The 17,106-nt window shown below is 68.9% G+C and carries 13 protein-coding genes and 1 pseudogene; 9 read left to right on the plus strand and 5 right to left on the minus strand.

Annotation, left to right across the window (positions count from 1 at the left end):
* Positions 1–69: 69 nt before the first annotated feature.
* Positions 70–450 (minus strand): hypothetical protein, encoded by a 381-nt coding sequence (locus tag U9979_RS14500; protein WP_322751545.1) that lies wholly within the window; start codon positions 448–450, stop codon positions 70–72.
* A gap of 243 nt (positions 451–693) precedes the next feature.
* Between U9979_RS14500 and U9979_RS14505 the strand changes: the two are divergent.
* Positions 694–2,038: pseudogene (locus U9979_RS14505) on the plus strand (IS1380 family transposase).
* Positions 2,039–2,326: 288 nt separating this feature from the next.
* Here U9979_RS14505 and U9979_RS14510 read toward each other — a convergent pair.
* Positions 2,327–2,803 carry an SAM-dependent methyltransferase gene (locus U9979_RS14510; RefSeq protein ID WP_322779792.1) on the minus strand — a complete coding sequence of 159 codons (477 nt, stop codon included), beginning with the start codon at positions 2,801–2,803 and terminating at the stop codon, positions 2,327–2,329.
* A 64-nt stretch (positions 2,804–2,867) separates the two neighbouring features.
* Positions 2,868–4,298, minus strand: a complete 1,431-nt coding sequence (locus U9979_RS14515) for a hypothetical protein (protein ID WP_322779793.1) — start codon at positions 4,296–4,298, stop codon at positions 2,868–2,870.
* Positions 4,299–4,699: 401 nt separating this feature from the next.
* Between U9979_RS14515 and fxlA the strand changes: the two genes are divergently transcribed.
* The 8 genes from fxlA to U9979_RS14555 all read left to right on the plus strand — a co-directional run bounded on the left by fxlA (position 4,700) and on the right by U9979_RS14555 (position 13,853).
* A complete protein-coding gene (gene fxlA / locus U9979_RS14520) occupies positions 4,700–4,774 on the plus strand; it encodes an FxLD family lanthipeptide (RefSeq protein ID WP_322779803.1) in 75 nt (24 codons plus the stop codon).
* Positions 4,775–4,844: 70 nt separating this feature from the next.
* Positions 4,845–6,890, plus strand: coding sequence for a lantibiotic dehydratase family protein (locus U9979_RS14525; RefSeq protein ID WP_322779794.1), 2,046 nt, complete (start codon positions 4,845–4,847; stop codon positions 6,888–6,890).
* Positions 6,887–7,948, plus strand: coding sequence for a lanthionine synthetase C family protein (locus tag U9979_RS14530; RefSeq protein ID WP_322779795.1), 1,062 nt, complete (start codon positions 6,887–6,889; stop codon positions 7,946–7,948). Before U9979_RS14525 ends, U9979_RS14530 begins: the two co-directional genes overlap by 4 nt.
* A gap of 33 nt (positions 7,949–7,981) precedes the next feature.
* Positions 7,982–10,024: a methyltransferase, FxLD system gene (gene fxlM, locus U9979_RS14535; protein WP_322779796.1), complete on the plus strand. Its 2,043-nt coding sequence runs from the start codon at positions 7,982–7,984 to the stop codon at positions 10,022–10,024.
* Between the two features lie 60 nt (positions 10,025–10,084).
* The gene (locus U9979_RS14540) at positions 10,085–11,323 is read left to right on the plus strand and encodes a hypothetical protein (protein WP_322779797.1); all 1,239 of its coding nucleotides are present in this window, start codon (positions 10,085–10,087) and stop codon (positions 11,321–11,323) included.
* 489 nt (positions 11,324–11,812) lie between these two features.
* Positions 11,813–12,076: a hypothetical protein gene (locus U9979_RS14545; protein ID WP_322779798.1), complete on the plus strand. Its 264-nt coding sequence runs from the start codon at positions 11,813–11,815 to the stop codon at positions 12,074–12,076.
* Between the two features lie 114 nt (positions 12,077–12,190).
* Entirely contained in the window at positions 12,191–13,126 is a 936-nt protein-coding gene (locus tag U9979_RS14550) for a metallophosphoesterase (RefSeq protein ID WP_322779799.1), read from the plus strand.
* A 7-nt stretch (positions 13,127–13,133) separates the two neighbouring features.
* A complete protein-coding gene (locus tag U9979_RS14555; RefSeq protein ID WP_322779800.1) occupies positions 13,134–13,853 on the plus strand; it encodes a 4'-phosphopantetheinyl transferase family protein in 720 nt (239 codons plus the stop codon).
* Here the strand turns inward: U9979_RS14555 and U9979_RS14560 are convergent.
* Positions 13,834–15,249, minus strand: coding sequence for an NAD(P)/FAD-dependent oxidoreductase (locus tag U9979_RS14560; protein ID WP_322779801.1), 1,416 nt, complete (start codon positions 15,247–15,249; stop codon positions 13,834–13,836). The genes U9979_RS14555 and U9979_RS14560 overlap by 20 nt on opposite strands.
* Before the next feature lie 87 nt (positions 15,250–15,336).
* A complete protein-coding gene (locus tag U9979_RS14565; RefSeq protein ID WP_416220219.1) occupies positions 15,337–17,019 on the minus strand; it encodes an FAD-dependent monooxygenase in 1,683 nt (560 codons plus the stop codon).
* Between the last annotated feature and the right edge of the window lie 87 nt (positions 17,020–17,106).

The raw sequence follows: 17,106 nt of genomic DNA on the forward strand, positions 1-17,106 counted from the left end.
GGCATGTGACCGCCGGCAGACCCGCAGGTCAACACGCCGCCATTGGAACGAAGGCCGAATCGACGGACATCAGGGGGTTTTGTTCGGGAGGTAGTCTGCCTCCACGCTGCTGGCTTCCCAGCACAGCCGCTCCGACCATCCGGGCGTCGGGAGCAGCGACCACCACGAGATCGTCGAGTTGTACGCCCAGCGGCCGGTTGCCGGACCGAACTGCAGCGCGACCGTTCCACGCTTCGCGAGCTGGCTCAGCGTGTGGGCGAGCAACGCGGACACCGTGTATTGCCGCGGCGCCAGTTCTCTGCGTCCGTAGCGAACGGATGGATCGAAGCCATCACTGTGGTGATGTCGCAGGTGCGTCACGCGTGGCAGCAGCACAGGCGAGGCTGGCAGATCGACCGCGACATAATTCGGCAGCATGGTGAACGCTTGGCCCTTCGTCGGCCGGTCCATCGAGCTAAGCGAGATCACGACAGTGCTGGCCGAGGGTCAGGGAGTCCTCCTTGAAGGTGCGGCGGGCGTCGGTAAGAGCCGCCTGTTGGAGGAAAATGCCCGCCGGCTGGACCCTGAGCCTGGATGCACCGTCCGATTTGCCTGTTGATCGGCGTGCTGAACGAGAAAGTGCCCTCTGACCTGGGATGACGGGGTTGCTGAGACCAACATCAACCCACAGGAGAGGGCACTTCCGAGAGGCAATTGTTGCATAACCCATCGAAGATCCACATCGCGTTCGACGACCCCAACCTAGTCGCAGCCGCCGGGCTCGTGCCGGTGATGGGCCTGGCCGACCGGGTCGGCCTGGCAGACCTGGTCGCCACGCACCTCCGCCTGCCCGCTTCGGCGGGCGACGCCGGCGCGAACGTCGAGCTGAAGGTCACCACCCTAGGTCGCGGGCATGGTCGCCGGCGCGGACTGCATCGACGACATGAACCTGCTGCGCGCCGGCGCGCGTGCGGACCTGTTCGGCGGGATCCGCGCCCCGTCCACTCTGGGTACCTTCCTGCGCACGCTCACGATCGGGAGCGTCGTCCAGCTCGGGAAGATCCACCGGCTGCTGCTCGTGCGGACCGTGGCGGCCGTGCCCGCGCTGCTGACCGGCCTCGACACCCTCGCGATCCTCGACCTCGACACGACCCAGCGCCGCGTGTTCGGCCCAGGCAAGCAGGGCGCCCGATTCGGCCACACGAAGATCGCGTCGAAGTCGGTCGTCGTCCGGGGCCTGAACGCGATGATCGGCACGGTGTCGACCCTGACCAGCCCCCCGCTGGTCGCGAACGCCCGGCTGCGCGCGGGTAACAAGGTCTCCGTCACGGGCGCGGACCGGTTCCTCGCCGAGACCGTCACCGCCGTCCGCGCCGTCCGCGCCGCCGGCGCCACCGGGGCGGTCCTCGCCCGGGGAGACTCCGGGTTCTACGCCGGCACGGTCGTGTCCACCGCCCGCCGCCTCGCCGTCCACTTCTCGATCACCACCCCACAGAACGTCGCGGTCCGCGCGGCCTGCGAGGCCATCTCCGAGACCGGCTACACCGCGTTCAAGGGCACCCGCCACCAGGTCACTGCCCGCCTCGTCGTGCGCCGGGTGAAGGCACTGAACCCGACGGCGACCCGCGGGCAGGGTGAGCTGTTCCCCGTCTGGCGTTACCACGCGGTACTGACCGACAGCCCGTTCACCCTGGCCCAGGCCGAGCCCCAGCACCGCCAGCACCGCCAGCACGCGATCGTCGAGCAGGTCAACGCCGACCTGGTCGACGGCCCGCTCGCGCACCTGCCCTCGGGCAGGTTCACCGCGAACGCCGCCTGGCTGGTCCTCGCCGCGACAACCCACAACCTGCTGCGCGCCGCCGGCGCGCTCGCCTCGCCGTTCCACGGCCGGGCCCGCGGCGCGACCCTGCGCGCCCACCTCGTGAACATCCCCGGCCGGCTCGCCCGCCACGGCCGGGGCCTGCTCACCGTGCACCTGCCGACCGGCTGGCACGCCGAGAACGCCTTCACCGGCCTCGTCCACGCCGTGCGCGGCCTGCCACCGGCCCGGGCCGCCTGACGGCGCCCCGCCGAGTACCCCCACGCACCCGGTCAGCACCGCCCTCCACCCCGATCCCGGCCCGGGAACCCGGACGAGCCGCCGAACCGTGAGCGGCCAGTCAGACACACCCAGCGATGGACACTGTCCGTTAACAGCAGTTGCAGATCAACTTGAAAGGTCACCAAACCGGATCGGTGCATTCAGGCTGAGGGGCGCCGGAATCGGCCTGCTGCGCGCTGGCCGTCCGCGACGCCGTCGGCCCAACATCGCGTCGGGTGGCCCAGAAAATCCCGCGCCGCGTAGGCGTCAGCGCTTGGCGAAGTAGGCTGTGAGCATCTCGCGGGACCATTCGGCCTGGCGGACCTCTCCCCGGGGACCGAACTCGGGGAACCACGGTTTGATGTCCAGGATCGGGGTTCCGTCAACTGCGTCGAGTTCTTCGACGTGGAGGTCGTACCCGTCGACGTCGACAAGGCGGCAGCGCGAGACTCCAAGCCAGTTGACACGCCGCATGTTGCGGTGCCCGAAAGTACCGACTTCCGGCCACTCGGGGTTGTCGCGGGGCCTTCGCGCCGCGAGGTTGAGGTCGGTGGGATCGGTAAGGTGGAAGCGGAATAGAATCTCGAGGTGGGAGAAGTCGTCAAGGCCTGCAGTACATTCCGGCGGGAAACGCGACTCGTCAACTCGTATTATGGCACGGGTGCCACCCCAGTAGTCGTCGGTGGGCTCGACCCGGCCGCCAACGACTCTCGCGATCGTTTCGACCTCGAACTTTCTGGCCATTTTTCCCCTTGGTTCGCGCCGTCTTTGGCAAAGTGTTAATTAATAACATCCGGAGCGTGCCGGCTCACGCAGTCGTCCGAAGAAAGTCGCTGGCCCGCGTCTCCAGGGTGATGGCTGCCGGTACCGACCGTCTTCGGTGCGTCGCGAGGACTGCTCGGATGTCTGCGACGACGTTCCTGGTCCGCGCTGACCGGATTCCATCCATCGCGTCCATTGCCCGGTTCCACGTGACGCAGGCTTCTTCGATGGCCCCCTGGCTGGCCTGTACCGCGCCGAGGTATCCAAGGGTCACGGCGTGCGTCCGAGTGAATGTCGCCGCCCGGCGTGTGCGCACGCTCCGCTGGAACGACCGCGCAGCTCCGTCGAGGTCTCCGAGGTACCGGAGCGCGCACGCGGTCTCGTGCGCGAGGCTCGCTTCGGAGAAGAAGAAGACGCGCGCAGGTTCGCTGCCCGCGGGTGTAGCGTCGGCGAGATCGACCTCCGCACGGATCAGCGCGACCGCGGCGGCCTTGTGGTCTCCTGCCGCGGCGAGAGCCTTGCCGTGCACGACTCCGAGGAGCGCGCGTTCGCGAGGGCTCGCTTCGCTATATCGTTTTCCTTCCACTGACGCCGCGGCGAGGCGGAGACCGGGGTGTATATGGCCGAGGTCAATGGCCTGATGGGCCATAGCCCGAAGCACATGTCCTGCCATCGGGGCATCGTCAGCCTCGGCGGCAAGCTGTACCGCGAGGATGAAATGCCGCTGCGCGACGGCATGGTTTCCGTTGTCGAAGCTCATCCACCCGGACAGGTAGGCGAGTTCGCTCGCGGCGGCGAACATGTCGCGCCGGACGCCGTCGTCGCGATACGTGCCGCGCAGATAGTGGGCAACATCCGAAGTCAGGTACTGGACGACCGCCGCGCGGGCGTGGCCTCCTCCTCGTCGTTGGTCGATGCGGGAGAACATCGCGGTCGCCTCGCGAACCGCCTCCACGTCCCCACGGCCGAAGGTTCGCGATCCTGGCGTGGCCCGGCGCAGCCGGCGCTCAGCGAGGCTGGTCCACCAGGCTGCGGCGGGCAGCGTAAGTGCGGCCAGCTGGTAGGTGGCCGTTCCTAGCGCCTCTCGGCGGTTGACGGTCATGTCGCGCTCGTGTCTCCCGAGGTCGGCCAGCGCGGTCAGGGTATCGGTATCCCAGCCCGTCCCAGGGACGGCGGCGTCGCCCGCCGCTGTCAAACCGATCTCCTCCAGCGTGACCGTCCGTCCGAGGCAGCGGGACAACGCCTCGCACAGAATGACGGGAGCCGAGCCAGACGGACGTGACCCGCCCACCCAGTGCGTCACGTGCGACCGGCCGATTCCGGCCAGATCGGTCGCACCATTCTCGATCGCGACACGCACGAACGCCCGCGCGACCTGTTCGCGGGACAGCCCGGATTCGGAGATCACCGCCGCGAGCCTCGCGTTGGTGCGGCGCGGTCGGGTGTTCTTCGTTCCACCCGGATGATCTTTCACCACTTTCACCACCTCGCCGCCGCTAACAGGGTTCCCGCGAGCTCGCATCCGCGGTTTCCTCAATCTAGCCGCACCGTCACTGATGCTCGAAGGAAGCGCCTTGAACTCCACTCGTTGTCCTGCGTCGCAGCTCCCGACCCTTCGGCGCGGCGTTTCTTCACCTCCCGCAGACCGAAGTCGACACATCCGCCCCGTGACCCGTGCCAGCCGGCTACGCCGGACCCCCTAACTGACGCGCTTGACCCGATTACGTCGCTCATTGTCAGTTACCAGAAGGAGTACAGCACAAAATGGCCGCGTCTGTCATCGATCAGTCCGCCAGGAATGTCGCGGCGTCGGGTGGGGAACCGTCTGACCCGTTCGCGCTCGACATCACCTTCATCGAGAACTCGCCGGCCGCGGAGATGGTGCTGGCCTGCAGCACGAGCGACAACTGCGGCAGCTCGTGCCCCAGCGCATGCACCACCTCGGCCAGCTGAGAGACATTGCGCGGTCCGACGGGGTTCCCAGCCCGCTGGGCCGCGTTTGCTCTGACAGGAGGGAGAGCCGATGACACGTTTACGGCATAATCGCTACCAGCGCGTCAGCGGAGGAATGCTTCGGGCCGCCGTGCGTGTCGCCCCGCCCGCACTGCCGCCCTGGCCAGATCCGGGCAGCGCCGGCGCTGCGTGGCGGTGCTGGCTGACGTCAGCCTGGTCCGATGAAACCCTCGCCGAGGCTGTGTCCAACGCCAGCCCGGATCTGGCTAGGCAGGTCAACGCGGTGATCGATGGACACCTGCCGGATGCCCGTCGCGCTCGCCGCGCGGCGCTGGCCGTGGGCCGTTACGCGATCCGGTCCGTCCACCGCTCGACGCCGTTCGGCCTGTTCGCCGGTGTTGCGCCGGTCACGTTCGCAGGCGGGACCGAGGTTTGTTTCGGCGGACAACCCAGGATCTCTTCCCGCCCTGACCCAGTCTGTCTGGAGACGGCGATCAGTAAACTAGAGAATGATCATCTTCTGATGGCCGGTGTGAAGGTGTGCGTCAACAACCTGGCGCGCGTTCACGACGGGCGGGTTCACGTTCCGTCCGAGGGAGCAGCCGAGTACTCGGTGGCGATGACCCCGGCTGTTGCCCTGGTCATGAGAGCGGCCAAGGAGCCGATACGCCACGCCCAGCTGGTGGCCAGGCTCGCCGCCGAGTTTCCGGGCACGGGGAACGACCGCTGTGCCGCGCTTCTCCGGGAGCTCCTTCGCCTGCGCATGCTGCGTTCCGGCCTGCGCGCCCCGGCCACGGTCGTCGATCCAGCCGAGACGTTGCCCACCGCAGCGCGTCTCAGGCTGGTGGACCGTGAGGCGAGGACGGAGGCTGCGATCGATCTGCGGTTGGACGCCCGCGTACGGCTGCCGGAGGCGGTCGGTACGGAGTTGGAGACGGCAGCGACCTTGCTGGCCAGACTCGCGGCGCAGCCGGCGGGGACCCCGGCCTGGAGGCGCTACGCCGAACGGTTCGCCGACCGCTACGGCGAAGGAGCCCAGGTGGGCGTCGAGGAGCTGACGGACCCCCAGCGCGGGCTCGGGTTCCCGGAAGGCTTTGGCACCTCGGCCCAGCCATCCGAGCCCTGCTCGCCGCGCGACCGCGCTCTGATGGAACTCGCCGGGGCCGCTGCGTTGGACGGCGCCCGTTCGGTCACGCTGACGGGGGCGATGATCGAGGAGCTGGAAGCCGCCGCAGAGTGCCCTGCGCGCCGCGCCGCGCCTCACCTGGAGCTGTCCGCTCAGGTCCTCGCGTCCTCGACCGGTGCCTTGGACCGGGGCGACTTCCGTGTCCGGGTCCAGACTGCCTCGCGCGGCGCCGGGACGATGACGGGACGGTTCTGGCACCTGTTCGCGGACACCGCCGTCGGGTTCGCGGACCTGCCCACCGTCGAGAGTGGCGCCACGATGGCGCAGCTGTCGTTTCATCCGAGCCGAGCCGCAGCCGACCTCCTGGCCCGCGCCCCGCGGATCCTGCCGACGGTGGTCAGCGTCGGCGAGTTCCGCGACCGCGCCGAGAATGTGCTGTTTCCCGGTGACCTCGCCATCGGCATCAGGGACGGCCGTCTATACCTCGTCGTCTGTGCCACCGGGGAGCACCTGGAACTGCTTACGCCTACCGCAATCAACTTTGTGTGGAACCACTACACGCCGCCGCTCGCGCGGTTCCTGGCCGAGATCTCGCGGGCGGCCTGCCCGCAGGTGACCGGTTTCGACTGGGGCGTCGCGCTGGCGCTGCCGTTTACCCCGGCGCTGTGCCACCGGCGGACGATCCTGATCCCTGCCCGATGGCGGCTACGGGCCCGGCAGCTGCCCGGACGCCTCGCGACGTTGTATGAGTGGACGGAGGCACTGCACTCCTGGCGAGAGCGGTTCGGCGTGCCGTCGCGTGTCCTGCTGGCCGAGGCCGACCAGCACCTCCTGTTGGACCTGAGCCAGAAGCTTCCCCTCGACCTGCTACGAACCCACCTGGCCAGCGCCGGTCACGCGGTGCTGGCCGAAGCACCGCCGGCTGATGGCTATGGCTGGATCGACGGGCGGGCGCACAGCGTCGTCGTCCCGATGGGTTCATCGCGGTGAACCCTTGGCCGGGCCAGGCACTCGCGGAGGGGGAGCTCGGGGCGGCGTTGCTCCACATCGAACGCGGCCACCTCACGCTGGCGCACTGCGCCCTGACCGAAGCGGTCGCCGACGGCGTGAGCGCCGGGACCACTGCGTGCCTGTTCTATGGAGCTCCTGCTGTTGAGTTCGTGCTTCGCTGCGCCGGGCAGTCCGATCGCAGGATCGAGGGCGCTGTCGACGCAGTCGTGGTCCGGCGCCTAGCCGCGGCGACCGGGCGGCGAGCACGGGGCGACCGGCCGGCGCTGGCGGAGTTCGACCTGATCCGGGGACTGACCGGGCTGGGCGCCGTGCTGCTGTCTCGTGGAACGAGCACGCCGCTGCTCGGCGAGGTCCTGGCCTACCTGGTCGAACTGGCTGAGCCGGTGCACATCGGTGACGTGACATTGCCGGGCTGGTGGACGGACACCGGCCCTGGCAGCGAGGAGCTGGCCGGCGGGCACGCGAACAACGGCATGGCGCATGGAGCGGCCGGCGTACTGGCGTTGCTGGCCATCGCGCAGCGACACGGCGCCGAAGTCAGCGGCCAGAAGAAGGCCATCGGTTCGCTCACCCGCTGGTTGGAGCGGTACGGCAACACATACTGGCTCACCTGGGACCAGCTGACCGGATCGGAACCCCGGCCTGTCGAGCCTGCCCGCCCCTCGTGGTGTTACGGGGCCGTGGGCAGCGCTAGGGCCCGCCAGCTCGCCGCGCTCGCCCTGGGCGACTCCGACCGACGGCAAGCGGCCGAGAACACGGCCCACGCCGCGCTCACCGATCCGAGGGCGTCGCACCTGACCGTCGACGCCTGCCTATGTCACGGCTGGGCCGGCCTTCTGACCACGATCAGGGCGGTAGCGGCCGACAGCCCGGACCCGGACCGTTTCACAGGCCACATCACCGCTCTGGCCGGGAGGCTCTCCGCCGCACTCGGCAGCATGCCCAAGCCCGGCTTTCTGGAGGGCCGAGCGGGCGTCGAGCTGGCGCTTCTCGGCACACGGAACACGGGCTGGACACGCGCTCTGCTGATCGACTGACCCGGGTCACACCTGTGAGGAACGGGATCCTGCATGGACGACGAAAGCGCCGCTCTGGCGACCGGCACCGGCTGGCAACACGCCACCGTGTCGTTTCCCGGTGGCAACGGGGTGCCCCTTGATGCCGCTGCCTCCCTATCCACCGCACTTGCCCGCCAGCGGTTCCACTTCGTGCGCAAACGCGGCGGGCTGCGGCTGCGTACCGAGTACCCCGTGGCCCACGTCCTGGACGAGCTGGTCGCCGCCGGTCTGGCCTCCGGATGGGTCGGCGGGATCTACGAGCCGGAGACCCATGTCTTCGGCGGACGGGAGGCCATGGAGGTGGCCCACGACCTGTTCTGCGCCGACAGCCGCGCGGCGCTGACGCAGGCAGGGCGGCCGGAGAGTCGGGAACGCTGCGTGCTACTGGTCGCGACCATGCTGCGAGCGGCCCAGCTCGACCGGTTCGAAGCGGGCGACGTGTGGGCGAAGGTCGCGGCGATGCGGCCATCCGCCGAGCCTCCGACCGGCATCCGACGCGCCCGGGCGCTCACGTCGACGCGCCGGCTCATCCACACCGACGCGACGCGGCTGGAGAGCCCGGACACCGCATGGGCCGAGCGGCTCACAGCGTTCGAGGACACTGGCCGGCGGCTCCACACGCTCGCCGACAACGGGCGGCTCACCCGGGGCCTGCGCGCAGTGCTCGCCCACCACGTGGTGTTCACGCTCAACCGCGCAGGTCTCAGCGCCGGGACACAGGCCGCCCTTGCCTGGCTGGCGACACAGTCCTGTTTCGCCGACACCGAACCCAGCGTCGTGTCCACCGTCCGATCGCCCAACCCAATCCCGAGGAACGAGCCGATGGAAACCACTGCCGCCCCGGTCGCCGATCCCACCGAGCTGCGCGCCGCCCTCGTGCACAGGCTTACGCAGAGCGGTACCTTGCGCACCGACGCAATCGCCGAAGCTTTCCGGTCGGTGGAACGCCACCTGTTCGTCCCCGACGTCGAGGTCGCCGACGCGTATGCCGACGACACCGTGTCAGTGAAGACGAACGACCACGGCGAAATGATCTCCGCAATCTCTCAGCCGACGATCGTCGCCACCCAGCTCGAACAGCTCGACGCCCGGCCTGGCCAGACCATCCTGGAAGCCGGAGCGGCCACCGGCTACAACGCAGCCCTCGTCGGCCAGCTTGTCCAGCCCGGCGGCCGGGTCTGGACCATCGACGTCGACCAGGACCTCGTGGACGGCACCCGAGCGCACCTCGCTGCGGCCGGGGTTTCAAACGTGACCGTGGTCCTCGGCGACGGCGCCACCGGGCTCCCCGAACACGCCCCCTTCGACCGAATCATCTTCACCGTCGGAGCCGGCGACATTCCTGCCGCGATCCTCAACCAGCTCGCACCCGACGGCCGTCTCGTCATCCCGCTGCGCATCCGGGGCAGCGTCTCCCGCTCGATCGCGTTCGAACGCGACGGCGACACGTGGACCTCGGTCTCCAGCGAGATGGCCACGTTCATGCCGCTGCGTAACGGCATCTGCGACGACGAGCGCACCATCATCAGGCTCGCCGGCGCCGGCGATGTCCGGCTGGAGATCTACGCCGAGCAGGACGTGGACGTCAAGAAGATCGCGACGGTGCTGGACCACCCGCCATACGGCGTGTACACCGGTGTGAAGTTCCGTAAGGGCTCGGCGTGGGAGTGGCTCTACCTGTGGCTGGCCTGCACCCTTCGCAACGGCATCTCCCGGATGTCTGGAACCCGCCCAGGATTCACACCGCACTTCTTCTGGGGCTCCATGGCTGCCGTCGACCATGACACCCTCGCCTACCTCACGGTCCGCGAGGGCACGGACGCGGACGGCCGGTTCTGGGAGATCGGGGTCATCGGCCACGGTCCGCGCGCACATGCCCTCGCCGACGACACGGCCGCCGCGATCGAGGAGTGGGCCGCCCGCACCCGCCGTGACAGCACGTCCGCCCCTCGCTTCCGCATGGCCACTCGAGGGGCCAAGGAGACCATCCAGGCCAGCGACCCGCGGTTCGTCATCGATAAGGCAAACTCCCGCATCGTGGTCGACTGGGCCTGAGCGCGGCGACAGCTATCTGGACGGATTCAGCCAGACCAGGCCCTCAAGGACACCATTGAGATGAACATCACCGCAGCGCATTGGCTCCCACTGGTATGCCGCCCCAAACCATCCGGGCTTCCCCTTGCCAACCGCATCGGGGACCTTGGGAAGGCCATGCGGGAGGCCAAGAACGTCGACCGCTTCAGGCAGGTGGCGCACGCAAGCGAAGTGTTCAACGCCGCCGCCCTCATCGCGTCGGACGCAGGGCTGGCAGATCTCGCCCGGGACCTTTGCTGGCGTCACTACGACATCTTCACCAGCGAGGGCGACCCAGAGCCAGACCTCGCCGCACTCGCACTGCAGCCAGTCCTCAACATCCCACGGCAGCTGATCCGCGACGGCGCCGGAACATACGCCTACGAGCTGCTTGAGCGGCTCTACCGGGCCGCTCAACAACAAGGCGCGGCCGACATCTGCGGCCATAGCGTCGACCTGTCCGCAGCGACGCGCGGAGCGGAGAACCACCGAAAGATCTGCACGCAGCTGTGGGCCGCCGTACTCTCCGACGGCACGCGGGCCCTGGCGCAAGCCGGGCGGTGGATCGACGCCGCCGAGGTCATGACCGCACACCGAGGCGTCGGGCACAGACTGCTCGACGGCCGCCAGGCCCTCGTCATGTCACTCCTTCAACGAGGCCGTCCCGACCAGGCCATAACCGTGCTCGACAACACCACACCAACCGAGCCATGGGAGCACACCGTCGCAGCGGTCCTACGGTTGTACTGCCGCGCGCAGACCGTCTCCATCGCGGGAGACGAACTCGACACGGCACTGGGCGAGGCGCTGACGCTGGTGGAGAAACCCGAGCCGACGACCATCGTGTTCCGCATCCGCGTCGGCCTCACCGCGCTCGACCTTGCCGGTAGCCACGTCACACCGCGGACACGACGCCTCCGTCATGCACTCACCACCACCGCGCGGACCGACGCCTACGCGGCTCGGGACGCACTCGCCCACGGCACAACAGCCGAGACGATGACCCTCGAAGAACGCCTGGCCCTGGAGCGCGTCGTCAAGGAATCCGGCCTCGCGCCCGGAGAAATCGCTCCAGATCTGATCGACGCAATGCTGGCCACGGTGGAATCCGCCGAATGCGAACTACGCTCACTGCTTCGGGCCAGCACCCGGTCATGCCGGCCTGACTCCCCGGCCAGCCCACGTGATCACAAAAGGTGGAATACCGCACCGAGATCCATTCTTATTGACGGCAGACAGACCAATAGCGAGACCTCTTCCACCTTGCTTCACCGTGCCTGATCTGGCCGGCCTGACCACGCTCCCCGTCCATGCGCAAAGGGCGGCATGGTCGATTCGTCTGCGCTGTCCGCTGTGGTGACGGCAATACGCCGGAGCGGAGGAGCCGGGGTAATCGTCACCTCGCTGGCGACACGTGGCGCCGGGCAGTAAGCCCACCGGGCGGCCGATTGATACCCAGCCCCGGTGACCGGCACCAGCACGCGGGTTGCTGTTCCGTCCACAGACAGGGTCCGTCGGTGCCGTGTTCAGTCTTGTACCGCTGTGCAGGTACAGCCGCTGGCTGTCAGCCGCCGTACGCGGCCCTCACGTCTCACCAGCTTGTCATTCACTCACGATTGGATCAAGGGAGTTTATGCCGGTGTCTGTGACAACCGCGCCCCCGTACACCGCGCCCGCCCGGCCGGCCGAGACCGGGTCGCATCGGGTCGATGTGCAGAATCTGCCTCGCAGGCGGCCTGCCGGATCCTGCGCGAGCAGGTGGGCCTGGACGTGGTTCCGGCTCGGCTGTGGCCGATCGGAACCCAGCACAACTGGACATCCGCGGGCAGTCGGATCGACCTGTACTTCACCCCGGGCGTGTTCCACGGCATACCGCTGATCATGAACCGGGCATGGCACGAAGATCTGCGCTGGTTTGATCAGAATCAGCTGCCACAGGATCTCGCTTCCCATGTGCGCGCCGCGGTCGACGCCTTCCGCAAACCCGAGTCATACGGCGAGACCGGCTGGCCGGATCGAGCATTGCCAGCATGACCGCGTGGGCCTGCCGTGTGGGCCGCGCAGGACTGATCCACGTGGAGCTCCTCGACCAGCCGATCCGGTGGCCGTTCACGGCCTGACGGCCGGTAAAATAGTAAAGTCGGGTGGGTGACCACATCCCGGGCGGCGGCTGGGAAATTACTGGCCATCAGTGATCTGCATGTCGCCTATCCCGAGAACCGTCAGATCGTCGAGGGGCTTCACCCGGAGTCGGCTGGGGACTGGCTGATCGTGGCCGGTGACGTCGCTGAGGTCGCCGCGGATGTCGAGTGGGCGCTGGCGCTGCTGCGCGACCGTTTCTCCACCGTGATCTGGGTTCCTGGTAACCACGAGCTGTGGACGCCGCGAAAGGACCCGGTGCGGTTGTCCGGTGACCGGCGATACCGACACCTGGTACAGATGTGCCGCGGCCTGGGCGTACTGACCCCGGAGGATCCCTATCCCGTCTGGGAGGGCGCCGGTGGCCCGGCGACCGTGGCACCGCTGTTCCTGCTCTACGATTACACGTTTCGTCCGGCGGGCACGCGCAGCAAACAGGAAGGGCTTGCCGTGGCCCACGAGGCGGGTGTGGTGTGCTCGGACGAGTATCTGCTGGACCCGGATCCGTACCCGGGTGTGGACGCATGGTCACAGGTGCGGGTCGCGCATACCCGGACGCGACTCGCCGAATGCGATCCGAACCTGCCGACCGTCCTGGTGAACCATTTCCCGCTGGTACGCGACCCGACAGCTATCTTGCGGCACCCCGAGTTCGCGCAGTGGTGCGGCACCGAGAGCACCGCCGACTGGCATCGTCGGTTCCGGGCCACCGCCGTCGTCTACGGCCATCTTCACATTCCGCGGACGACCTGGTACGACGGAGTCCGGTTCGAGGAGGTCTCGGTCGGTTATCCGCGGGAGTGGCGCCGCTGGACCATCCCGCGGAATGTTCCCCGTCAGATTCTGCCGGAACCCGATCTGTATCCTTCGGCTTGGAGCCTTTCGAGCCGGCAGGCACCGAGCCGGCAGGCACCGAACCAGCAGGCACCGAACCAGCAGGGCTGAGGCACACGTGACTGAGACCGGCCTGCTTGCGGCCCTTCTGCCCGCCGACGCGGTCGCGGTCGAGGCGTTCACCGACGACCCGCATGCCGTGCTGTTCGCCGAGGAGGAGGCGACCCTCGGACGGTCCGTGGACAAGCGGCGCCGGGAGTTCACCACCGCCCGGGTATGCGCCCACCGCGCGCTCGCCACGCTCGGCCTACCGCCGGCGCCGATCCTGCCCGGTCCCCGACGCGAGCCGCAATGGCCCGCCGGAGTCGTCGGCAGTATCACGCACTGTGCGGGATATCGCGCGGCTGCCGTGGCCTGGTCTGCCGATGTCGTCACGATCGGTATCGATGCGGAACCCAACGCGGTTGTCCCGCCGGGCGTCCTGGACCATGTCGCCCTGGCCGAGGAGCACGCCTGGCTCGGTCCACTGCAGGCACACCACCCCGAGGTGTGCTGGGACAGGCTGCTCTTCAGCGCCAAGGAGTCGGTCTACAAGGCGTGGTTTCCCCTTGCCGGGCGCTGGCTCGGCTTTGACGACGCGGTCATCACGGTCGAGCCGTCCACCGGTACCTTCTCCGCCCGGCTGCTGGTGGCGGGACCGATCGTCGCCGGTTGCGAGCTGACCGGGTTCACGGGTCGTTGGATGCTCGGCAAGGGCCTGCTCATCACGGCGATCACGCTGCCTGCGGTCACAGCGCCTGCGGTCACAGGGCCTGCGGTCACAGGGCCGGAACTCTGACGGCGGAGACGACGTCAACGAGTTCCGCCCGGGTCGGTAGGTCCGCGGGTCGCGTCGGGCGCCATCCCGAGGCAAGCAGTTCTGCCACCCGTGGTTCCACCGCACGCAGGTCCTCCGGTGCATCGACCAGGTGCATGTGGCGGAACACCGCGCGTGCCACCACCGGGTCGGCAGCGGCGGCGGCGAGCACCATGAACCGCGGCATGGCAGCCGGGCTCGGCGGGCTCATGGCCGGAATGGCGGGAACGTCCGAAACAGTTTCGTTCACGGCGGCACGCCAGACTACCGAACGCGACCGATCCAGTGACCGGGCGTCGTCGAACCACGACCACAGCTCGTCATGGACCCAGGCGTCAACACGTTCACGCCACAGCTCGGGATCCGCCGGGTTCTCCGCGACCGCCCGGGCGAGGGTGAGAGCGTGCGCCACGGCCAACGACGTGCCCCGACCGAAATGCGGGTTGGTGCTGCAGACAACGTCGCCGATCGCGTGCACGCCCGGTGGCGTGGCCGGGCCCAGCGGCCGGAACACGTTGCGCAGCCCGTTCATCACCATGATGTCCGAGATCGGCTCGGCGACCGCGGGGTCGGTCCAGGCCGCGCCGAAGGGAACCACGCGCACGGCTGCGTCGAAGACGGGCACTGTGCGCAGGCCCGCCAACGCGCTGTCCTCCGGCAGATGCACGAACGTGACGGTGAAGGTCCCGGCGTCCTGGGGGAAGACCAGGAACGAGTAGCCGTCACCCTCCTCGACCCCGATCACTCCACGGTTGACCGGACCTGGCGCCCGCCCCGACCGCAGCAGGTATCGCCGTGACCGGTACACCTCGTTAGCCGGCTCGTCGAAGGTCTCCTGGGCGAGCATCGCCGCGGTGAGGGCACTGCGCCGGCCGCCGCAGTCGACGACAAGATCCGCCGAATGCAGGCCGCCGTCATCAAGGCGTACTCCGTTGACCGCACCCCCGAACACCTCGATCGCCCGGGCGGTCCCGATGTGGATGGAGACCCTCGGCTCGGCCTCGACCAGCCGACGCAGCACCCACTCGAACGTGCTGCGCCGGCACAGGAAGGAACTCAGCCCATCGGGCAGGGCGACGTCCACCGCGCCGGCGCCGCGCAGCGCCGCCACGACGTCGGGCAGAGCGGTCAGCAGTTCGGAGCAGCCACGCGCGAGGAAGGCATGCGGCTGGTGCAGCTGCGCGACCCCGGTCCGTTTCCAGGCCGCAGCCGCATCAACCTGCGCAGGCACAGGTGTCTCGTCCCGCTCGAGGAGCGTGACCGCATGCCCTTCCCGCGCGAGCGCGAGCGCGAGGGTCATCCCCGCCGGCCCGGCGCCGCACACGACAACCCGCAGCCGTCGTGCGGGTCCCCTTCCCGATCCCAGCCACGATGCCATCCCAATCCCCTCTCGGTGTCGTGTATCCGCGTCGTGCCTCCGCGTCGTGCCTCCCCGTCGCTCAGCTCCGCGCTACCGGACTCCGCGCTACCGGGATGCCTGATCACCGCCGCCGAACACGGCGCGCAGATGGTCCTCAAGGGCACCCGTGAGGATCGGCCTGGTCCGGAAGCCCACGTGCCCGTCCGGACGGATCAGGTAGGCGCACGGTCCGGCGGGCGCGTAGGCCGAGCGGAACGTCCGGCCGGTGTCATAGACGACGGGCAGGTCGACGCCCGGCGACGACGTGGCATCCAGATCCCGGACGAGATAGATGTCGACCAGCCCGGGAAACTGTTGCCGCATCGCGCCGGCCATCTTCTCGTAGCCACGCAGGTCTTCCTCGGTCGTGGACGCGTCCACGTAGATCAGCAACGTGTGCACGGTGCCGTGGGTCAGCTCGAACAGGCGCATCGGATGCCCGATACCGCGACGGGTCAGACCGTGCACGTCGGGCGCGCGGTCCCCGGCCGCCGGGGACCGTTCGGGCGCCTCCCAACCCAGTGCCTCGCCGACCCCCGGGGTGCCGTGGTAGCTCAGGGTCATCTGCATCTCGTCGAGGAACTGCGCCTTTTCGTCGGCGTTGTCCATCTCGTCGGTGAACGCCACCCGCACGGCGCGGTCCATGACCGCCCGGCCGGCTGGGCGGCGCTCGGCCTCGTAGGTGTCGAGCAGCCCGGGCCCGGCGTGCCCGCTCACGGCAAGCGCGAGCTTCCAGCCGAGGTTGTAGGCGTCCTGGATCCCGGTGTTCATGCCCTGACCGCCTGCGGGCGGGTGCAGATGCGCGGCGTCGCCCGCGACGAAGGCCCGACCGACCCGGTAGCGGTCGACGATCCCGTGACTGATCCGGAAGATCGACGACCAGCGGAGGTTGCTTCCGGTGGTGCCGGCCGGTGCCAGCCGGTCGAGCGCGACCTGAAAGTCGGCCAACGTCGGCGGTTCGTACTCCTTGGTGAAACCCGGCGGCACCTCGGTGCGGGCAGCCTCCGCCATGATCCGCGGCGGCGCCATGGTCGCCATCCGGTATCGGCCCTTGCCGCGCAGCGGGACGCACACCAGCATCCCGTCGAGCTCACCGTCGGTCATGTGCATGAACCGCAGCAGGTATCCCTGCGGCATCGCCCAGTCGACGTCGAAGTCGGCCAGCATGAACAGCTGCGGGAACCGACCGGCCCCGGCGTTGAAGGACAGATCCAGTTCCCTGCGGACGACACTGTGCGCGCCGTCGCAGCCGACGATGTACCTCGCGCGCACCGTCTCCTGCGTACCGTCGGCGCCGGACAGCGCTGCGCTCACGCCCGAGGCGTCCTGGGTGAGACCGTGCAGTGCGAGGCCCCGTTCGATCGATCCGCCCAGCGTGCGCAGACGGTCGGTGAGGATCCGTTCCGTGTCGTACTGGGGCAGCCCGAGGTGGGCATACGGGAGCTCCGGGAGGTTCCATTCGACCCGGTGCGTCTGACGTCCGTTGATCATAACGATCTGGCCGTTGAACCAGATACCGGCGTCGACGGCCGCGCGGACGACGCCCATGTCCTCCCAGATCTCCATGGTTCGGCAGTGGACGCCGATGGCTTTGTCCGCCTGACTCGGCGGCTCGGTGCTCTTCTCCACCAGCCGGAACGAAACCCCGCGGCGGGCGAGCTCCACGGCCAGGGTCAGGCCGGTCGGTCCCGCACCGACCACCAGCACGTCGATGCTCGTGCGGGCCTCTCGCCGCCCGCTGACCGGCACCGGTGCGGCCCCGGTGCCGATGACAGTGCCGATGACAGTGGCGCTGGCGCTGGCGGTGCCGGTGCCGGTGCCGGTGGGCGGGGACGC

It is taken from the genome of Protofrankia sp. Cas4, assembly GCF_963555915.1.
Taxonomy (GTDB): domain Bacteria; phylum Actinomycetota; class Actinomycetes; order Frankiales; family Frankiaceae; genus Protofrankia.

What these genes read in the sequence shown, in the direction of transcription:
- U9979_RS14540 (WP_322779797.1), top strand. Translation starts at nt 10,085, where the DNA reads ATGAACATCACCGCAGCGCATTGGCTCCCACTGGTATGCCGCCCCAAA.
- U9979_RS14500 (WP_322751545.1), bottom strand. Translation starts at nt 450, where the DNA reads ATGGACCGGCCGACGAAGGGCCAAGCGTTCACCATGCTGCCGAATTAT.
- fxlM (WP_322779796.1), top strand. Translation starts at nt 7,982, where the DNA reads ATGGACGACGAAAGCGCCGCTCTGGCGACCGGCACCGGCTGGCAACAC.
- U9979_RS14525 (WP_322779794.1), top strand. Translation starts at nt 4,845, where the DNA reads ATGACACGTTTACGGCATAATCGCTACCAGCGCGTCAGCGGAGGAATG.
- U9979_RS14510 (WP_322779792.1), bottom strand. Translation starts at nt 2,803, where the DNA reads ATGGCCAGAAAGTTCGAGGTCGAAACGATCGCGAGAGTCGTTGGCGGC.
- U9979_RS14560 (WP_322779801.1), bottom strand. Translation starts at nt 15,249, where the DNA reads ATGGCATCGTGGCTGGGATCGGGAAGGGGACCCGCACGACGGCTGCGG.